The organism is Pseudomonas sp. GNP014, assembly GCF_054344005.1.
The window spans coordinates 305,517-322,519 of record NZ_JBTGUS010000001.1 but is presented as its reverse complement, the minus strand read 5'-3'; the positions used below and the strand labels follow the sequence as shown (position 1 = coordinate 322,519).

At 60.7% G+C, this 17,003-nt stretch carries 15 protein-coding genes; 7 read left to right on the top strand and 8 right to left on the bottom strand.

What is annotated here, in order from left to right; translation table 11 throughout:
* Positions 1–41: 41 nt before the first annotated feature.
* Both ACXX9E_RS01525 and ypfJ read right to left on the bottom strand, forming a co-directional pair.
* Positions 42–992 (bottom strand): alpha/beta fold hydrolase, encoded by a 951-nt coding sequence (locus ACXX9E_RS01525; protein WP_458554945.1) that lies wholly within the window; start codon positions 990–992, stop codon positions 42–44.
* The gene (gene ypfJ, locus ACXX9E_RS01520) at positions 993–1,880 is read right to left on the bottom strand and encodes a KPN_02809 family neutral zinc metallopeptidase (RefSeq protein ID WP_128616124.1); all 888 of its coding nucleotides are present in this window, start codon (positions 1,878–1,880) and stop codon (positions 993–995) included.
* Positions 1,881–2,170: 290 nt separating this feature from the next.
* On the opposite strand from ypfJ, the gene ACXX9E_RS01515 reads away from it, so the two are divergent.
* Together ACXX9E_RS01515 and ACXX9E_RS01510 are read left to right on the top strand one after the other, a co-directional pair.
* Positions 2,171–2,947, top strand: coding sequence for an IclR family transcriptional regulator (locus tag ACXX9E_RS01515; RefSeq protein ID WP_123463932.1), 777 nt, complete (start codon positions 2,171–2,173; stop codon positions 2,945–2,947).
* 211 nt (positions 2,948–3,158) lie between these two features.
* Positions 3,159–4,037 (top strand): DMT family transporter, encoded by an 879-nt coding sequence (locus tag ACXX9E_RS01510; RefSeq protein WP_123463934.1) that lies wholly within the window; start codon positions 3,159–3,161, stop codon positions 4,035–4,037.
* 126 nt (positions 4,038–4,163) lie between these two features.
* Here the strand turns inward: ACXX9E_RS01510 and ACXX9E_RS01505 are convergent, their stop codons facing one another.
* A complete protein-coding gene (locus ACXX9E_RS01505) occupies positions 4,164–5,501 on the bottom strand; it encodes an MFS transporter (protein WP_267801613.1) in 1,338 nt (445 codons plus the stop codon).
* Positions 5,502–5,840: 339 nt separating this feature from the next.
* On the opposite strand from ACXX9E_RS01505, the gene quiC reads away from it, so the two are divergent.
* Together quiC and ACXX9E_RS01495 are read left to right on the top strand one after the other, a co-directional pair.
* On the top strand, positions 5,841–7,742 hold the full coding sequence (gene quiC, locus ACXX9E_RS01500) for a 3-dehydroshikimate dehydratase QuiC (RefSeq protein WP_123463940.1): 1,902 nt from the start codon (positions 5,841–5,843) through the stop codon (positions 7,740–7,742).
* Between the two features lie 101 nt (positions 7,743–7,843).
* The gene (locus tag ACXX9E_RS01495; protein ID WP_123463942.1) at positions 7,844–8,521 is read left to right on the top strand and encodes a TetR/AcrR family transcriptional regulator; all 678 of its coding nucleotides are present in this window, start codon (positions 7,844–7,846) and stop codon (positions 8,519–8,521) included.
* Positions 8,522–8,637: 116 nt separating this feature from the next.
* On the opposite strand, the gene ACXX9E_RS01490 is transcribed toward ACXX9E_RS01495, so the two are convergent.
* The 4 genes from ACXX9E_RS01490 to ACXX9E_RS01475 all read right to left on the bottom strand — a co-directional run bounded on the left by ACXX9E_RS01490 (position 8,638) and on the right by ACXX9E_RS01475 (position 12,505).
* A complete protein-coding gene (locus tag ACXX9E_RS01490) occupies positions 8,638–9,492 on the bottom strand; it encodes a shikimate dehydrogenase (protein WP_222834252.1) in 855 nt (284 codons plus the stop codon).
* Positions 9,489–9,938 (bottom strand): type II 3-dehydroquinate dehydratase, encoded by a 450-nt coding sequence (gene aroQ, locus ACXX9E_RS01485; RefSeq protein WP_123463945.1) that lies wholly within the window; start codon positions 9,936–9,938, stop codon positions 9,489–9,491. Before aroQ ends, ACXX9E_RS01490 begins: the two co-directional genes overlap by 4 nt.
* A 195-nt stretch (positions 9,939–10,133) precedes the next feature.
* Entirely contained in the window at positions 10,134–11,213 is a 1,080-nt protein-coding gene (trmA, locus tag ACXX9E_RS01480) for a tRNA (uridine(54)-C5)-methyltransferase TrmA (RefSeq protein ID WP_123463947.1), read from the bottom strand.
* Positions 11,210–12,505 (bottom strand): NCS2 family permease, encoded by a 1,296-nt coding sequence (locus ACXX9E_RS01475; protein WP_128614312.1) that lies wholly within the window; start codon positions 12,503–12,505, stop codon positions 11,210–11,212. The genes trmA and ACXX9E_RS01475 overlap by 4 nt, the downstream gene beginning before the upstream one ends.
* A 222-nt stretch (positions 12,506–12,727) precedes the next feature.
* Between ACXX9E_RS01475 and ACXX9E_RS01470 the strand changes: the two genes are divergently transcribed.
* Both ACXX9E_RS01470 and ACXX9E_RS01465 read left to right on the top strand, forming a co-directional pair.
* On the top strand, positions 12,728–13,174 hold the full coding sequence (locus ACXX9E_RS01470) for a DUF4879 domain-containing protein (protein ID WP_186748033.1): 447 nt from the start codon (positions 12,728–12,730) through the stop codon (positions 13,172–13,174).
* Positions 13,175–13,241: 67 nt separating this feature from the next.
* Positions 13,242–13,793, top strand: coding sequence for a DJ-1 family glyoxalase III (locus ACXX9E_RS01465; protein ID WP_267801619.1), 552 nt, complete (start codon positions 13,242–13,244; stop codon positions 13,791–13,793).
* A gap of 6 nt (positions 13,794–13,799) precedes the next feature.
* On the opposite strand, the gene ACXX9E_RS01460 is transcribed toward ACXX9E_RS01465, so the two are convergent.
* The gene (locus tag ACXX9E_RS01460; RefSeq protein ID WP_123463955.1) at positions 13,800–15,038 is read right to left on the bottom strand and encodes an MFS transporter; all 1,239 of its coding nucleotides are present in this window, start codon (positions 15,036–15,038) and stop codon (positions 13,800–13,802) included.
* Positions 15,039–15,557: 519 nt separating this feature from the next.
* On the opposite strand from ACXX9E_RS01460, the gene ACXX9E_RS01455 reads away from it, so the two are divergent.
* On the top strand, positions 15,558–17,000 hold the full coding sequence (locus ACXX9E_RS01455) for a cytochrome ubiquinol oxidase subunit I (RefSeq protein ID WP_123463957.1): 1,443 nt from the start codon (positions 15,558–15,560) through the stop codon (positions 16,998–17,000).
* Positions 17,001–17,003 lie beyond the last annotated feature (3 nt).

The following is a 17,003-nucleotide window of genomic DNA, read 5'->3' as shown; positions in this document are numbered from 1 at the left end:
TGAGCCTGGTCGCGATGGCGTCAGATCAATCAGCACAAAACTTATTCGAACAACGCCTTCTGCCCCTCCGGCGAGGTCAACATTCCATCGCCGTTATGCCCAACCCCGGGCACTTCAACCAGCCGCTGATTCACCCCTTCCGGATGGCGCCGCAGCAGATAGCCGAAAAACAACTTGCCGCGCTCCAGACGATAAGCCCCTTGCGCCTCGGCTTCGCACCCCTTGTCCAGCGCCGGATGCTGCGGATTAATGTCCTGCTGGCCGAGCAGATACGTCACTTCACGCTTGATGTAACTGCTTTCAAGCTGCAGCGGCGTTTGCCCACCGGCGTACACCGGCATGTCTGACAGACCGTATTTCCAGCGATTGAAGCCCACGCACTTGGCATGATCGAACGCCACCGGCCGTTGTTCATTGAAATACGCATACGACGAAGGATTGGCAACCACGTAGCGCAAGCGGATGCCGTTGGCCTTCAGCGCAGGCTGGTCTTTGGCGAGCAGGGCATACCGCTGCACCACCTGGCCGCCGCCGGAATGGCCGAACATCACGATTTGCTTCACGTCCGGGAACTGTTTGCGGTCAGCGAGGCGGGCGACGATTTCATCGAGTGCGGCATAGGCGCTCAACGGATTCGGGCCTGTGGATAACCCGCCGCCCATCCACTCGTTACCCTTCCAGCGCAACAACGTCGCGGGCAACGAATACAGGGTCACATCACTTTCGTTGAGAAACTGCGGAGCGATCACCAGCGTGTGCGCGGTTTGCCCCGCCAGCTCGGTCGCGCGCTCGGCGCTTTTGCGATAGGTCTCGGCGTTGCGCAAGCGACCATGAATGACGATCAGCACACGCTCGATCTTCTCCGGCGCAGGGCCGATGCCCACCGCCATTTCCCCTGCCTTGAGTTGCAGGCGACCGGGGCTGATGGCATCGACGCCGGCCGCGTGGGCGGTGCTGCCAATGATCAGTAATGCCAAAAGCCATTTACGCATTTACAGGTTTTTCGCTGCGAAGGTGTCGCACTGGCCGACCTGGCCCTGCGCGAATCCGGTTTTGAACCAGCGCACCCTTTGCGCCGACGTACCGTGAGTGAACGAGTCCGGCACCACACGGCCCTGACCCTGTTGCTGCAGGCGATCATCACCGATGGCGTTGGCGGCGTTCAAGGCTTCCTCGATGTCGCCGGGTTCCAGCCAGTTCAAACGTTTTTGCGCGTTATACGCCCAGACGCCGGCCAGGCAGTCGGCTTGCAGCTCCTGGCGCACCAGCAAACCGCCGGCACCTTCCATCTGCCGGCCCTGCTGACGGGCTGTCTGAATTTTCGCCGAGACGCCAAGAAGCGTCTGCACATGGTGTCCGACTTCGTGAGCGATGACGTAGGCCTGGGCGAAGTCGCCGGCGGCCTTGAAGCGTTGCGCCATTTCCTGGAAGAACGCCATGTCGAGATAGACCTTCTGATCGGCCGGGCAATAGAACGGGCCGGTGGCGGAGGTTGCCAGGCCGCAGGCGGAGTTGACCCGATTGCTGAACAGCACCAGGGTCGGGTCCTTATATTGCCGACCGGCCTGTTGGAAAATCGCGCCCCAGGTGTCTTCGGTATCGCCGAGGATCGAGCGCACGAACTCGGCCTGTTCGTCATTGGCCGGAGGCGCCTGCCGGGTCTGTGAGGAGGGTGCCGTTTGCTGGCCCGTTTGCCCGGTAAGCTGGCCGAGGATCTGCAACGGGTCCTGACCGGTGATCCAGCCGATGCCGACGATCAGCAGAATGGCCCCGAGGCTCAGGCCTTTGCCGCCACCAAAACCCATGCCGCCGCCACCGCCGGCATCATCACCACGGGCATCGACGACGTTGTCACTGCGTCGGCCTTTTTTCCATAGCATGTGGGAATCCTCTTTTTTCCGGTGGAGAGCTTCGGGGTGATGAAAGCTTCGTGGTGAAGAACGTTACGTGGTGTTGAGTGTTGCTGGTGTGTGAGTGTGGCGCCAGTCCGGCTATCCGTCTATTCGTGGACACGCGGGCCTGTGTATGACGAGCTGGCACGGGAGTAATTCAATCCGGACGCTGGCATCGCTGCAAATAGTTCGGACGATGCCAATCGACTCATCAGTTCCAGATTTCTTATTCCTTTGCATATATTTTAGAATCAGCAAAATTTCATTGGGATGTCATCATGGCCGGCAGTCAGATCGAACGGGTTTTCAGCGTGCTGGAAAGTCTTACCGGCGAGCCCCGCGGGTTGCCGCTGCAGACGTTGTCCGAGCAGATCGACATCCCGAAAAGTGCCACGCACCGTTTGCTCGCCGAACTGGTGCGCCTGGGGTATGTGCGGCAGAACCCCGAGACCCTGCGCTATCACTTGTCGACCAGACTGGTTGCGATGGGCTTTCGCCACCTTTCCAGCAGCGGTGCCGACATTGTGCAGCCGGTGCTGGATCGGCTCGCTCAGGAAACCGGCGAGCTGGTGCGTCTGGGTGTCATCGACGGTGAACGCCAGACCTGGATCGCCAAGGCGCAGGGCGCGCGGACCGGTCTGCGTTACGACCCTGACATGGGCCGTGACGCGCCACTGTTCTACACCGCATCCGGCCACGCCTGGCTTGCGAGCATGAGTGATGCCGAGGCCTTGTCGCGGGTTGAACGGCAGGCCGCGCAGGTGCCCGTGGATATCGGGCCGAATGCGCCACGTTCCAATATCGAATTGCTCGAGCGTCTGCGGCTAACGCGCGAGCAGGGCTATGCCTGCGTCGAGGAGAGTTCGGCAGTGGGCACTTCGGCGATTGCCGCCGTGGTGCGGCATCCCGCGGATGCTCGGGTGATCGGCGTGTTGAGCATTGCCGGGCCGAGTGCGCGGATGCCCGGGGCAAGGTTGCATGAGCTGGCGCCGCTGCTGTTGAAATTCACCGAGGAGTTGTCGGCAGCCAGCCTGGCCTCGGAACTGTTCATCTGACGACAAAGCGAACCCATCCCCTGTAGGCGCTGTCGAGTTAAACGCGAGATCAGGATCAAAGATCGCAGTGGTGCCGGCGCCTAAAGAGATATCGTGCAAAGCTGTGCGCTGTTCGCACACTTTTATGGTTGAAGGCTGTCGGAATCTGGAACCGGGTTCTAGATTGTTGCTTGAGGCTTTTCCTCAGTGTGTTTTTCTTCAGAGATCGCCAATGACCGTCAGCACCCCGCTTTCCGGAGTCAACCAGCCCTTTAAAGGGATCTTGCTGATTGTGGTGGCGACCTTCCTGTTCTCCAGCCATGACGCGTTGTCGAAATACCTGTCAGGTTTCTATCCGATCGTGATGGTGGTGTGGGCACGGTATGTGGTGCACACCTTGCTGATGGCGGGGATTTTTCTGCCGCAGTCCGGGTTGCGGGTGCTGCGCACGAAAAAACCGTTATGGCAGCTGGCACGCGCGCTTTGCCTGCTCGGCACCAGTCTGTTTTTCACCACGGCGCTGCTGTACATCCCGCTTGCCGAGGCCACGGCGGTTAACTTTCTGGCGCCGGTACTGGTGACGGCCTTGTCGGTACCGCTGCTGAAAGAGCGGGTGACGCGTGGCCAGTGGATCGCGGTGATTTGTGGTTTTATCGGCGTGCTGATCATTGTTCACCCCGGCGGCGAACTGTTCACGCCGGCAGTGTTGCTGCCGTTCTGTTCGGCGCTGTTTTTCTGCTTTTACCAACTGCTGACCCGCAAACTCGCCGAAGTGGACAGCCCGACCACCAGCAACTTCTTTGCCGGGCTCTGTAACACTTTGGTGATGAGTGCGCTGGTGCCGTTCTTCTGGCAGGTGCCGACGTTGACCCACGCCGGGCTGATGCTCGCGCTGGGCAGTTGCGGGATGACCGCGCATCTGTTTCTGACCCAGGCTTTCCGCCATGCCGCACCGGCATTGCTGGCGCCGTTCGGTTATTGCCAGATCGTGTTTGCGGGATTGTTGGGCTGGCTGCTGTTCAATCACACACCGAGCCTGTTGACGGTGATCGGGATCGCGGTGATCTGTTGCAGCGGACTGGCGGCGGCGTGGCAGCAAAGCCGCCGCTGATGAATGACAAAAAAACCAAGGAGCGAGCCTGCTCGCGATAGCGGTGCACCAGTCGATAAAGATGTTGACTGACACAAAGCCATCGCGAGCAGGCTCGCTCCTACAGGGGTATCTGGTGCAGGCGTTTTATTCGGTGAGGGTTGGAATCTTGCGCGGTGCCATGAAGTACATCCACGTCAGCGCAATGAAATACATCGCCGGAATCAGGGTGAACAGCACGGTGTAGTTGTTATTCGTGACGGTGAGGATGTGCCCGACGATCTGGGTCATGAACATCCCGCCAATCGCCGCGCACATGCCGCCGAACCCGAACACCGTGCTCATCATGTGCTTGGGCGTGTAATCCATCACTAGACTCCAGATATTTGCGGTCCAGGCCTGATGCGCACCGATGGCCAGGGAAATCGCCGCCACCGCCACCCACAGATTGCTCGAACCGGCGGCCATGATCACGCCGATGATGCAGCAGGCAAACAGGAACATCGACAGCAGCCGCGCCTTGATCGAATTCATCCCGCGACCGATCAGGAACGACGACAGGATGCCGCCACCGACGCTGCCGAAGTCGGCCGTGACGTAGATAATGATCAGTGGAATACCCATCTGGGTCACGTTGATGCCCAGATTGTATTGCTGATTGAGAAACGGTGGCAGCCAGTACAGGTAGAACCAGAACACCGGAGCGGTCAGCGAGTAGGCGAGGGCGAAGGCCCAGGTGCCGCGCATGCGCAGGATTTTCGAGAACGGCACACGGGCCTGTTCCGGTTCGACCTCCTGCTGGATGTAATCGAGTTCGGATTGCTTCACGCTCGGATGATCTTCCGGGTTGAAATACTTCAAGCCCCAGAACAGCAACCAGATCGCGCCCAGCGCCGCCATGCACAGAAACGCAGCCTGCCAGCCCCACACGTGGAGGATCAGTGGCAGCAGCATCGGCGTGAACATCGCACCGACGTTGGTGCCGGCGTTGAAGATGCCGGTGGCCACGGCACGTTCACCGGCCGGGAACCACAGGCGCGTGGTTTTCACGCAGGCCGGATAGTTCGCCGCTTCGGTCAGGCCGAGGATGAACCGGCAGACCATGAAGCCAACGGCAGAAGTCGCCAGGCCGTGGGCGCCGGTCGCCAGGCTCCAGAGCAGCACGGCGCAGAAGAACACACGCTTGACGCCGACCCGGTCGATCAGCCGGCCTTGCAGGACGAAGCCGATGGCGTAGCCGACCTGAAACCAGAAGTTGATGTTGGCGTAGTCCATCGCCGTCCAGCTCATTTCCTTGGCGAGGATCGGCTGCATGACACCGAGGGCGGCGCGGTCGATGTAGTTCAGGGTGGTGGCGAAAAACACCAGGGCCAGCATGCCCCAGCGGGTCTTGCCGACAGCCATGGCGCCGCGGATCTTGTCGCCGATGCCACCCGTGGCAGTGCTCATGGCCGGAGCCATGCGGGAAGTCTGTGAAGGAATCATGTGTTCCACCCGTTTTTGGATTTGTTATTTGGTGTGCTTTTTTTTTGCACGCTGCGACCGGTGGTTCAGATCCGGACTCAATGTGCAGCCGATGTTGGGCAGTGGACGAAAAATCGTCAATTCGCCAAACCGCCATTGTGTTCGATAATCGCACGCAAAACTAACCGGGTAGTACACTTTAAATTGCTGCCGAAAAGGATGCAGCCAATAATTTCCCCCAATATAAAAACCATCCTGCACAGGAGCCCCCGAGGGCTACGATCTTTGTTTTTGAGGATCAAGGAATCGCGACCTTCGGCAGCACCTGCACAAAGAACAGCGCAGTCCGGGAGTTGAAACATGCAGCGTTCGATAGCCACCGTTTCCTTGAGCGGTACCCTGCCGGAAAAGCTCGAAGCCATTGCCGCCGCCGGATTCGACGGCGTTGAGATTTTCGAAAACGACCTGCTGTATTACGACGGCAGCCCGCGGGAAATCCGGCAGATGTGCGCCGATCTCGGCATCGCCATCACCTTGTTTCAGCCGTTCCGCGATTTCGAGGGCTGCCGCCGGGATCGGCTGGCGCGCAACCTGGAACGGGCCGAACGCAAGTTCGACCTGATGCAGGAACTGGGCACCGATCTGGTATTGGTGTGCAGCAACGCCTCGGCCGACAGCGTCGGCGATCAGCAGACACTCGTCGACGACCTGCGCCTGCTGGCTGAACACGCCGGCGCGCGTGGCTTGCGCATCGGTTACGAGGCGCTGGCCTGGGGGCGTCACGTCAATACGTATCAACAGGTCTGGGACATCGTGCGTCAGGCCGATCACCCGAGCCTCGGCGTGCTGCTCGACAGTTTTCATACTTTGTCGCTGAAGGGCGATCCCCGCGCGATTGCCGACATTCCCGGCGACAAGATCTTCTTTGTGCAAATGGCTGACGCGCCGATCCTCGCGATGGATGTCCTGGAGTGGAGCCGGCACTTCCGCTGCTTCCCCGGACAGGGCGAATTCGATCTGCCGGGTTTCCTCGCGCCGATCATCCAGAGTGGTTATACCGGGCCGTTGTCGCTGGAAATCTTCAATGACGGCTTCCGCGCCGCGCCGCCACGGGCGAATGCCGCAGACGGTTTGCGTTCCTTGCTGTATCTGGAAGAAAAGACCCGCCAGCGTCTGGAGCAGGATGCGGCACCAGTGGCCAACCGCGAGATTCTGTTCGAAACGCCGAAGGCCAGCGAGTACAACGGCATCGAGTTTCTCGAGTTCGCGGTGGACGAAGCACTCGGTGCCAAACTGACCCACTGGCTGGAACGCCTCGGTTTCGCCAAGGCCGGGCAGCACCGTTCCAAGAGCGTCAGCCTGCTGCGTCAGGGCGATATCAACCTGATCCTCAATGCCGAGCCGTATTCATTCGGCCACAGCTTTTTTGAGGCCCATGGTCCGTCGCTGTGCGCCACCGCCGTCCGGGTCAAGGACAGCGCCAGTGCGCTGGCGCGTGCTGTCGCCTATAAAGGTCAGCCCTATCGCGGACTGGTCGGCCCCAACGAACTGGAACTGGCCGCCGTGCGTGCTCCGGACGGCAGCCTGATTTATCTGGTGGATGAAGCGGCGGATGTCTATGGCACGGATTTCAACCTGCTGCCGGACGCCCGGGCCCGCGGCGGTCTCAAGCGCATCGACCACATGGCCATGGCGCTGCCGGCGGACAGCCTCGACAGTTGGGTGCTGTTCTACAAGAGCCTGCTGGATTTCGAGGCCGATGACGAAGTGGTGCTGCCTGATCCCTACGGCCTGGTGAAGAGCCGCGCGCTGCGCAGCCGGGACAGTTCGATTCGTCTGCCGCTGAATATCTCGGAGAACCGCAACACCGCGATCTCCCACGCCCTGTCGAGTTATCGCGGCTCCGGTGTGCATCACATCGCTTTCGATTGTGACGATATCTTCGCTGAAGTCAGTCGTGCCAAAGAGGCCGGCGTACCGTTGCTGGACATTCCCCTCAACTATTACGACGACCTCGCCGCCCGCTTTGATTTCGATGACGAGTTCCTCAGCGAGCTGGCGTACTACAACGTGCTTTACGATCGCGATGCTCAGGGCGGTGAGCTGTTTCACGTGTACACCGAGCCTTTCGAAGGGCGGTTCTTCTTCGAGATCATCCAGCGCAAGAACGGCTATGCCGGTTATGGTGCGGCGAACGTCGCGGTGCGTCTGGCGGCGATGGCCAAATCACGCAGCGGCGCAGTCCGTCAGGCGAAGTTGTAGGAAATTCGTAAACGCGGGATTAAACGCGGGCCTCGCGGCTTCCTTCACTGGGCTGCGCGGCCCATAATCGCCGCCTGTGCAGTGATGGCCGTGAGCCCGCAATGACGATGAATACAGAACTTTCCGCAGCTGCTGTCGGCTCCGCCGAAGAGCCGCGCAAGAGTCGCAAAAACAACCCGGAAAAGACCCGCGAGAACATCTTGCAGGAGGCGATCGTCGAGTTCGTCCAGCAAGGCTTGTCCGGCGCCCGCGTCGATGCGATCGCCGAGCGCATCCATACCTCCAAACGCATGATCTATTACTACTTCGGCAGTAAGGAGCAGCTGTACGTCGAGGTGCTGGAGAAGCTTTACGGCGATATCCGCAACACTGAAAACCGCCTGCACCTGGCCGAGCTGCCGCCGGTGGTAGCGATTCGGCGGCTGGTGGAATTCACGTTCGACCATCACGATCACAACGTCGATTTCGTGCGGATCGTCTGCATCGAAAATATCCACAACGCCGAGTTCGTGAAGCGTTCCGACGCGATCAAGGCGATGAACAACACCATCCTCGATTCGCTGGGCGAGATTCTGCGCCGTGGCGCCGAGGAGGGCGTGTTCCGCAAAGGGCTCAATGCGCTGGATGTGCATCTGCTGATCAGTTCGTTCTGCTTCTATCGCGTCTCGAACCGGCACACGTTTGGTGAAATCTTTCAGATCGATCTGCCGGATGAAGCTATCAAGCAGCGCCATCGCGAGATGATTTGCGAGTCGGTTCTGCGCTACCTGCAAGCCTGACGCAATCCCCTTGTCGGAGTGAGCCTGCTCGCGATAGCGGTGTGTCAGGCAACTAATGTGTTGGCTGAAAGGACGCCATCGCGAGCAGGCTCACTCCCACAGGGAAGCAAGTTGCTTCAGCCATTCATGCTTTGAAAATGCGCCAGCATTCGCTGCGCATCCGGCACTACACCGCTGAACAATTCAAACGCCTTCACTGCCTGAAATACCGCCATGTTGCCGCCATCCAGCGTGCGGCACCCCAGCGCGCGGGCGTTGCGCAGCAATTCGGTTTCCAGCGGAAAGTACACGATCTCCGCCACCCACAACGCCTTGCGCAACAGCTCCACCGGCACCGGCATACCCGGCAGTTTGGCCATGCCCATCGGGGTGGTGTTCACCAGCCCGTCAGCCTGCTCCAGCGTCCCCGGCAGATCCTGCCCGGCCACGGCCCGACCAGCGCCGAAATGCTCGTTGAGGTTATTGGCCAGGCACTCGGCGCGTTCCTTGTCGACGTCGAAAATGCTCAGGCGCTGTACGCCCTCGCTCAGCAGGGCATGGGCCACTGCGGCGCCGGCACCTCCGGCGCCCATTTGCACCACGCGTTCACGGGCGGCGTCCTTCAAGCCTCGGCGAAAGCCTTCGGCAAAGCCCAGGCAGTCGGTGTTGTGGCCGACCCGTTTGCCGTCCTTCAGCACAACGGTGTTCACCGCGCCGATGCCCCGGGCTTCCGGCGACAACTCATCGAGCAGCGGGATAATCGCCTGCTTGCACGGGAAGGTGATGTTCAGCCCGGTATAGTTCATCCGCTCGGCCGCCAGCAGCAGTTCGGGCAGGGCGTTGCTGTCGATGTGCAACTGGTCGAGGTCGATCAACCGGTAGAGATAACGCAAGCCTTGCGCATCGCCCTCATGCTCATGCAGCGCGGGGGTACGCGAGGCCTGGATGCCTGCACCGATCAGTCCGGCCAGTATTGCCGGTTTGCAGGTCATGCTGCGCGCCCCTTCAGTCGTTGGCTGAAGTGTTCCAGGGCGAGGCGATAGCCATGGCTGCCGAAGCCGCACATCACCGCCGTGGCGATGGCCGACACGAACGAGTGATGACGGAACGGTTCGCGCGCGTGGACGTTGGACAGGTGCACTTCGATCACCGGCAATTCACTGGCGACCAGCGCATCGCGAATCGCTACCGAGGTGTGCGTCCACGCCGCCGGATTGATCACGATCCCGGCGCAACGTCCGCGTGCCGCGTGAATCCAGTCGAGCAGTTCGCCTTCGTGATTGGTCTGGCGAAATTCCACAGCCAGGCCGAAGTCTTCGGCGGCGCGTCCGCAGAGAGCAGAAATATCCGCCAGGGTTTCGTGGCCGTAAGTCGCCGGTTCACGGGTGCCGAGCAGGTTCAGGTTCGGGCCGTTGAGCACCAGAACGATAGGGGGCATGGGGCAGAACTCCACTTATTGTTTTTGGCTTGCGCCGAGGGGCTCGGCGTGTGGAGGTAAAATGTACCAGATGGTTACTCTGGTCAATTCAACAGTATTGCGTCCGACGTTTTATGTTCGGTGATCGCACACATCAAAAGATCACAGCCACAAAAAAGCCGTCATCACGACGGCTTTTTCGTATCGCATCGGCCATCAGCGCCGAGTCAGCAACACACCTGATTCCATGTGATGCGTCCACGGAAACTGGTCGAACAGCGCGCACCGGGTAATGCGGTGCGTGTCGTGCAACTGGGCGATGTTGGCCGCCAGGGTTTCCGGGTTGCAGGAGATGTACAGGATGTTGTCGAAACGCCGTGTCAGTTCGCAGGTGTCCGGGTCCATGCCGGCGCGCGGCGGGTCGACGAACACGCTGCCGAATTCGTAGCTTTTCAGGTCGATGCCGTGCAAGCGACGGAACGGGCGCACTTCGTTGAGCGCTTCGGTCAGTTCTTCGGCGGACAGGCGCACCAGCGTGACGTTATCCACAGCGTTTTCGCTGAGGTTGCTTAGCGCGGCGTTGACCGAGGTCTTGCTGATTTCGGTGGCCAGCACTTTGCGCACGCGAGTGGCCAGCGGCAGGGTGAAGTTGCCGTTGCCGCAGTACAGCTCCAGCAGATCGTCGCTGCGATCACCCAGCGCTTCATACGCCCAGTTCAGCATCTTCTGGTTCACCGTGCCGTTCGGCTGGGTGAACGCGCCTTCCGGTTGGCGGTAGCTGAAAGTGCGGCCGCCGACCTCGAGTTTCTCCACCACGTAATCGTGGCCGATGACTTCGCGTTTGCCTTTGGAGCGACCGATGATGCTGACGCCCAGATCTGCCGACAGTTGTGTTGCCGCCGCGTGCCAGTGCGCGTCCAGCGGACGGTGGTAGCACAGGGTGATCATCGCATCGCCGGCCAGAGTGGTCAGAAACTCCACCTGAAACAGCTTGTGGCTCAGCGCCGAACTGGCCTGCCAGGCGGCCTTGAGCTGCGGCATCAACTGGTTGATGCGCAGGCTGGCGATCGGGAATTCCTCGATCAGGATCGGCGTGCGTTTGTCGTCCTGGGAGAACATCGCGTAGTGGCGCTCGCCGGCCTCGCGCCACAGGCGGAATTCGGCGCGCAGGCGGAAGTTCTGCAGCGGCGAGTCGAACACCGTCGGTGCTGGCGCATCGAACGGAGCGAGCAGGTCACGCAAACGCGCAACCTTGTCTTCGAGCTGAGTGGCGTAGGCCTGGGAATCGAATGTCATGCGTTGAACCAACCCAACTTGATCACGAACAGAATCGACAGAATCACCAGCGCCGGGTTCAGCTCACGGGCACGGCCCGACAGCAGCTTGATCGCGGTCCAGGAGATGAAACCGAAGGCGATGCCGTTGGCGATCGAGTAAGTGAACGGCATCGCCAGCGCGGTCACGACAACCGGGGCGGCAACGGTGATGTCTTCCCAGTCTATTTCCGCCAGGCCCGAAGTCATCAGCACGGCGACGAACAGCAGGGCCGGTGCGGTGGCGAACGCCGGAACGCTGGCGGCCAGTGGCGAGAAGAACAGCGCCAGCAGGAACAGAATGGCCACGACGATGGCCGTCAGGCCGGTACGACCGCCCGCACTCACGCCAGCAGCGGATTCGATGTAGCTGGTGGTGGTCGAGGTGCCCAGCAGCGAGCCGGCCATGGCGGCGGTGCTGTCGGCGATCAGCGCACGCCCCATTTTCGGCATGTGGCCGTCCTTGCCCATCAGGCCAGCGCGCTTGGCGACGCCGATCAGGGTCCCGGAGTTGTCGAACAGGTCGACGAACAGGAAGGCGAAGATCACGCTGACCAGACCGATGTCCAGCGCGCCTTTGATGTCCAGTTGCAGGAAGGTCGGGGCCAGCGACGGTGGCATCGAGGTCACGCCGCCGAACGGGGTGACACCCATGGCGATGGACGCGATGGTCACCGCGAGAATGCCGATCAACACCGCACCGCGCACTTTCAGCGCTTCGAGGGCAACGATCAGGGCGAAGCCGAGGGTGGCGAGGATCGGCGCCGGTTGTTTCAAGTCACCAAGGCCGACCATGGTTGCCGGGTTGCTGACCACGATACCGGCGTTGTGCAGGGCGATCAGCGCCAGGAACAGGCCGATACCGGCGGCAATCGCCGAGCGCAGGGGCAGCGGGATGCTGTTGATGATCCATTCACGGATGCGGAAGATCGACAGCAGGAAGAACAGCACCGCGGAAATGAACACCGCGCCCAGCGCCACTTGCCAGGTGTGGCCCATATGCAGCACCACGGTATACGTGAAGAAGGCGTTCAGACCCATGCCCGGGGCAAGGGCGATCGGGTAGTTGGCGATCAGGCCCATGACCGTCGAACCAATGGCCGCAGCCAGACAGGTGGCGACGAACACCGCACCTTTGTCCATGCCGGTCTCGCCGAGAATGCTCGGGTTGACGAATAGAATGTAGGCCATGGCCAGGAAAGTCGTGACGCCCGCGAGAATCTCGGTCCGCACGTTGGTGTTGTGTGCCTTGAGTTGAAACAGCCTTTCCAGCATGTCTGCTCCCCGTGGCGCGCATGGCGCCGTGAATGTATCGACCTCAACAGCAAAGCACAGACCGTCGCAAGCGCCTGGGAATTTGTGGTGGGCCGGAAAAAGCCGCGCATCATACCAGCAGCGTGAGGAATATGGCGGTTGTTGGTGTCGATCGTCGGCGAAGTTTTGCCCCGGGGCCAACTGCGCCATACTGCGCGCTGATTTTGGGGGGATGGGGATCGTATGAGCACGCACTGGGTAAAGGCTTTCGGGCTGATGGCGGTTTTGCTGGGCACGGCGTCTGGCGCCGGGGCGGCATCGGCGCCACCGCTGACGCAGTTGAAGGTATTGAAAGTCGAATCGCCGAACTGCGGTTTCGAAGACATTGCCGAGGGGCAGGAGCAAACGCGCTGTGATCACAGTGGATCGAACATCAAGGTCTACGTGCTGGAAGTCGGTTATGGTCGCGAGCCCCATGTCGCGCTCGACGGTTTTGAGGTGAACGGCACGCGCACTCCGGTTTGCGCATTTGATAACGGCAATCTCACCGAATGCACCGTAGGTCGCAAAACCGTGGGCTACCTGTATGTCTTTGACCTGGCCGGCAAGCAGGATGGCATTTTTACCTTCAGCAACACCTCGATCAACGCACCGGGCAACACGCTTGCCACCCAGCTTTACATCAAGTAACGGCTGTCTCTGAACAGGTCCGGGCAAAGCTGACTACGCTTTAAAGACCATTCAGTGGAAAGCGCCCATGACTTTTAGAGCCCTGATTACCCTCGCCGAGGGCATCGATGATCTGCAAAGCGTCACCCTGATCGACGTGCTGCGCCGCGCCGGCATCGAAGTGATGGCGGCCAGCATCGAGGGTCGCCGTATGCTCACCTGCGCTCGCGGCACCCGACTGACCGCCGACGGCATGCTGGTCGATGTGCTGGCGCAACTATTCGATCTGATCGTCCTGCCCGGCGGCGCCATTGGCGCACAGCACCTGGCGGCGCATCAGCCGTTGCAACAACTGCTCAAGGACCAGGCCAGCGCCGGACGCCTGTTCGCTGCCATCGGCGAATCCCCGGCCATCGCCCTGCAAGCCTCGGGTGTCTTACGTCAACGCCGCATGACCTGCCTGCCGAGTGCCAGCCATCAACTGTCGGGCTGTACGTTTGTTGATCAACCGGTAATGGTCGACGGCAATTGCATTACCGCCCAGGGCTCCGGCGGCGCACTGGCGTTTGCCCTGACCCTGGTTGAGCAACTTGGCGGCAAGGCGTTACGGGCGAAGGTGGCGGGGGAGTTGTTGGCCTGAATAACGTCAGACCTTCACCTCTTCCACCGGCACGTGCATCCGGTCGCGGTTGGCCAGGGTCGGGAACAGTTTGATCCACGTGCCTGTCACCACCAGCGTGCCGATCCCGCCCATCACCACGGCGGGTACGGTGCCGAACCAGTGCGCAGTGAGGCCAGATTCGAATTCGCCCAACTGGTTCGAAGCACCGATGAACAGGCCGTTCACCGCGCTGACCCGGCCGCGCATTTCGTCCGGGGTTTCCAGTTGCACGAAGGAAGCGCGGATCACCATGCTGATCATGTCGGCAGCGCCCAGCACGACCAGCACCGCCAGCGAGAACCAGAACGACGTCGACAGGCCAAAGGCAATGGTCGCGACGCCGAACACGCCGACGGCGGTGAACATCACTCGGCCGACATTGCGTTCGACGGCAAACCGGGCGAGGAACAGCGACATCAACAACGCGCCGACGGCGGGTGCCGAACGCAGTAACCCCAGGCCCCACGGGCCAGTGAGCAGGATGTCTTTGGCGAACACCGGCAGCAGCGCGGTGGCTCCGCCGAGCAACACGGCGAACAGGTCCAGCGAAATCGCCCCGAGGATGTCCGGTCGGCTACGGATGAAACGAATGCCCGCCAGCAGCGAATCCAGCGTGGCCTTGCCCTTGTTGAGCGGCGTATGCCGTGCGGGCAGGTTGAGCATCAGCGAGCAGGCGATGACATAGAGCAGCACCGTCGGCCCATAGACCCAGACACTGCCGAACGCGTAGAGCAAGCCGCCCAGGGCCGGGGCGACGATGGTTGCCGATTGCTGCGCCGACTGTGCTGCCGCGACCGCACGCGGAAAGAGTGCGCTGGGCACGATGCTCGGCAACAGTGCCTGAGTGGTCGGCAGCTCGAAGGACCGTGCAGCACCGAGCAGGAAAGCGAGGATAAAGATCATCTCCCGAGTGACGTGATCGGTGGCACTGCCGATCGCCAGCGCCAGGGCGATCAGCGCTTGCAGCGACTGACAGAGCGCCGCCACTTTGCGTCGGTCGTAGCGGTCGGCGACATGCCCGGTGTGCAGCATGAACAGCACGCGTGGGGCAAATTCGACGAGTCCGACCAGACCCAGATCGAGAACGTTGCCGGTCAGTTGATAGAGGTTCCAGCCAATGGCGACGGTGAGCATCTGGAAGCCGCTGGCGGTGAAGATCCGGGCGAGCCAGAACGCGAGGAAAGGACGATGGTGACGTAACAGCAGGGGCGCTTGGCTGGGCATCTGAAGGCAGGTCTGGTTCGAGGGTGAATCGCGAGGTTATCACCACTCTGTAACAGGAAGTTGCCATGACAAAAAATTTAGTTAGCCAGACAACGATCTCATCTCAATAACACCGCAACCCTGTGGCGAGGGGATTTATCCCCGCTCGGCTGCGCAGCAGTCGTAAACAGATGCGTGCGTGGCGGCAGCGCAGCCCAACGGGGATAAATCCCCTCGCCACAGGACTTCTGTCTCTCTGAAGAATCTGTTCGAGAGCATTGCCGTGGTGCTGAGGCAACTTGTCACGCGGCAAACGACCACGCAGTTCATCGGCAAAAATGGGACTACTCTTTTAACGTTGCTTGATCCAGATCAAGACCCCAGACGGAATTGATCCGGTGGCCTGTTGGCCAGACTCCCTGCGTTGCGATGGTTGTTAAAAAAGAACGAATCAGAATTCGCCGCACTCCATATCCGTGGGGGCAGTAGGTGCAAGGGCCAAAAGCCCCGACGCCGGTATTACCTGACAGAGGAAGACTTATGTTCGGTTTAGAGGCACTCGATCTCGCCCGAATTCAGTTCGCGTTCACCATCTCGTTCCACATCCTGTTCCCGGCCATCACCATTGGCCTGGCGAGTTACCTTGCGGTGCTCGAAGGCCTGTGGCTGAAAACCCACAACGACACCTACCGTGATCTCTACCATTTCTGGTCGAAAATCTTTGCCGTCAACTTCGGCATGGGGGTGGTGTCCGGGTTGGTCATGGCTTACCAGTTCGGCACCAACTGGAGTCGTTTCTCGGACTTTGCCGGTTCCGTCACCGGGCCCTTGCTGACTTATGAAGTGCTCACGGCCTTCTTCCTCGAGGCCGGTTTCCTCGGCGTGATGCTGTTCGGCTGGAACAAGGTCGGGCGCGGTCTGCACTTCTTCTCCACCGTGATGGTGGCGATCGGCACGCTGATCTCGACCTTCTGGATTCTGGCCTCCAACAGCTGGATGCAGACCCCGCAGGGCTTCGAGATCGTCAACGGCCAGGTGATTCCCACCGACTGGCTGGCCATCATCTTCAACCCGTCGTTCCCCTATCGCCTGATGCACATGGCAACCGCAGCGTTTGTTGCCACGGCGTTCTTCGTGGGCTCGTCGGCGGCCTGGCACCTGCTGCGCGGCAAGGACAATCCGGCAATCCGCACCATGCTGTCGATGGCGATGTGGATGGCGTTGATCGTTGCACCGATCCAGGCGGTCATCGGTGACTTCCACGGCCTCAACACCCTTGAGCATCAGCCGGCGAAAATCGCCGCGATTGAAGGTCACTGGGAAAACAAAGGCGACGAAGCGACACCCCTGATTCTGTTCGGCTGGCCGGACATGAAAGAAGAGAAGACCAAATTTGCCGTGGAAATCCCCTACCTCGGCAGCCTGATCCTGACCCACTCGCTGGACAAACAGGTGCCGGCACTCAAGGAGTTCCCGCCTGAGGACCGGCCCAACTCGACCATCGTGTTCTGGTCGTTCCGGATCATGGTCGGCCTCGGTTTCCTGATGATCTTCACCGGTCTGTGGAGTCTGTGGCTACGCAAACGCGACACGCTCTACACCTCGCGGCCGTTCCTGTACCTGGCGTTGTGGATGGGGCCTTCCGGTCTGATCGCGATCCTGGCGGGCTGGTTCACCACCGAGATCGGCCGCCAGCCGTGGGTGGTCTACGGCCTGATGCGCACGGCGGACGCTTCGTCGAATCACAGCTTCATGCAGATGAGCATCACCCTGATCATGTTCGTGCTGGTCTACTTCGCGCTGTTCGGTGCAGGGCTTGGCTACATGATGCGCCTGGTGCGCAAAGGGCCGAAAACCGACGAAGGCAAGGAAACCAACGACGGTGGTCCTGGCCAGAAACGCACACCGGCGCGGCCGTTGTCTGCGGCTGATGATGAAGGCACCGACGCTGACCAGGCGCGCAGCCTGGAAAAGGAGATTTGACTC

Excerpts from the sequence above, each read along its gene's own strand:
- ACXX9E_RS01495 (WP_123463942.1), top strand. The coding sequence starts at position 7,844 with ATGACGATGAATACAGAACTTTCCGCAGCTGCTGTCGGCTCCGCCGAA.
- ACXX9E_RS01460 (WP_123463955.1), bottom strand. The coding sequence starts at position 15,038 with ATGCCCAGCCAAGCGCCCCTGCTGTTACGTCACCATCGTCCTTTCCTC.
- quiC (WP_123463940.1), top strand. The coding sequence starts at position 5,841 with ATGCAGCGTTCGATAGCCACCGTTTCCTTGAGCGGTACCCTGCCGGAA.
- aroQ (WP_123463945.1), bottom strand. The coding sequence starts at position 9,938 with ATGCCCCCTATCGTTCTGGTGCTCAACGGCCCGAACCTGAACCTGCTC.
- ypfJ (WP_128616124.1), bottom strand. The coding sequence starts at position 1,880 with ATGCTATGGAAAAAAGGCCGACGCAGTGACAACGTCGTCGATGCCCGT.
- ACXX9E_RS01510 (WP_123463934.1), top strand. The coding sequence starts at position 3,159 with ATGACCGTCAGCACCCCGCTTTCCGGAGTCAACCAGCCCTTTAAAGGG.
- ACXX9E_RS01505 (WP_267801613.1), bottom strand. The coding sequence starts at position 5,501 with ATGATTCCTTCACAGACTTCCCGCATGGCTCCGGCCATGAGCACTGCC.
- ACXX9E_RS01475 (WP_128614312.1), bottom strand. The coding sequence starts at position 12,505 with ATGCTGGAAAGGCTGTTTCAACTCAAGGCACACAACACCAACGTGCGG.
- ACXX9E_RS01455 (WP_123463957.1), top strand. The coding sequence starts at position 15,558 with ATGTTCGGTTTAGAGGCACTCGATCTCGCCCGAATTCAGTTCGCGTTC.
- ACXX9E_RS01465 (WP_267801619.1), top strand. The coding sequence starts at position 13,242 with ATGACTTTTAGAGCCCTGATTACCCTCGCCGAGGGCATCGATGATCTG.
- trmA (WP_123463947.1), bottom strand. The coding sequence starts at position 11,213 with ATGACATTCGATTCCCAGGCCTACGCCACTCAGCTCGAAGACAAGGTT.
- ACXX9E_RS01470 (WP_186748033.1), top strand. The coding sequence starts at position 12,728 with ATGAGCACGCACTGGGTAAAGGCTTTCGGGCTGATGGCGGTTTTGCTG.
- ACXX9E_RS01525 (WP_458554945.1), bottom strand. The coding sequence starts at position 992 with ATGCGTAAATGGCTTTTGGCATTACTGATCATTGGCAGCACCGCCCAC.
- ACXX9E_RS01515 (WP_123463932.1), top strand. The coding sequence starts at position 2,171 with ATGGCCGGCAGTCAGATCGAACGGGTTTTCAGCGTGCTGGAAAGTCTT.
- ACXX9E_RS01490 (WP_222834252.1), bottom strand. The coding sequence starts at position 9,492 with ATGACCTGCAAACCGGCAATACTGGCCGGACTGATCGGTGCAGGCATC.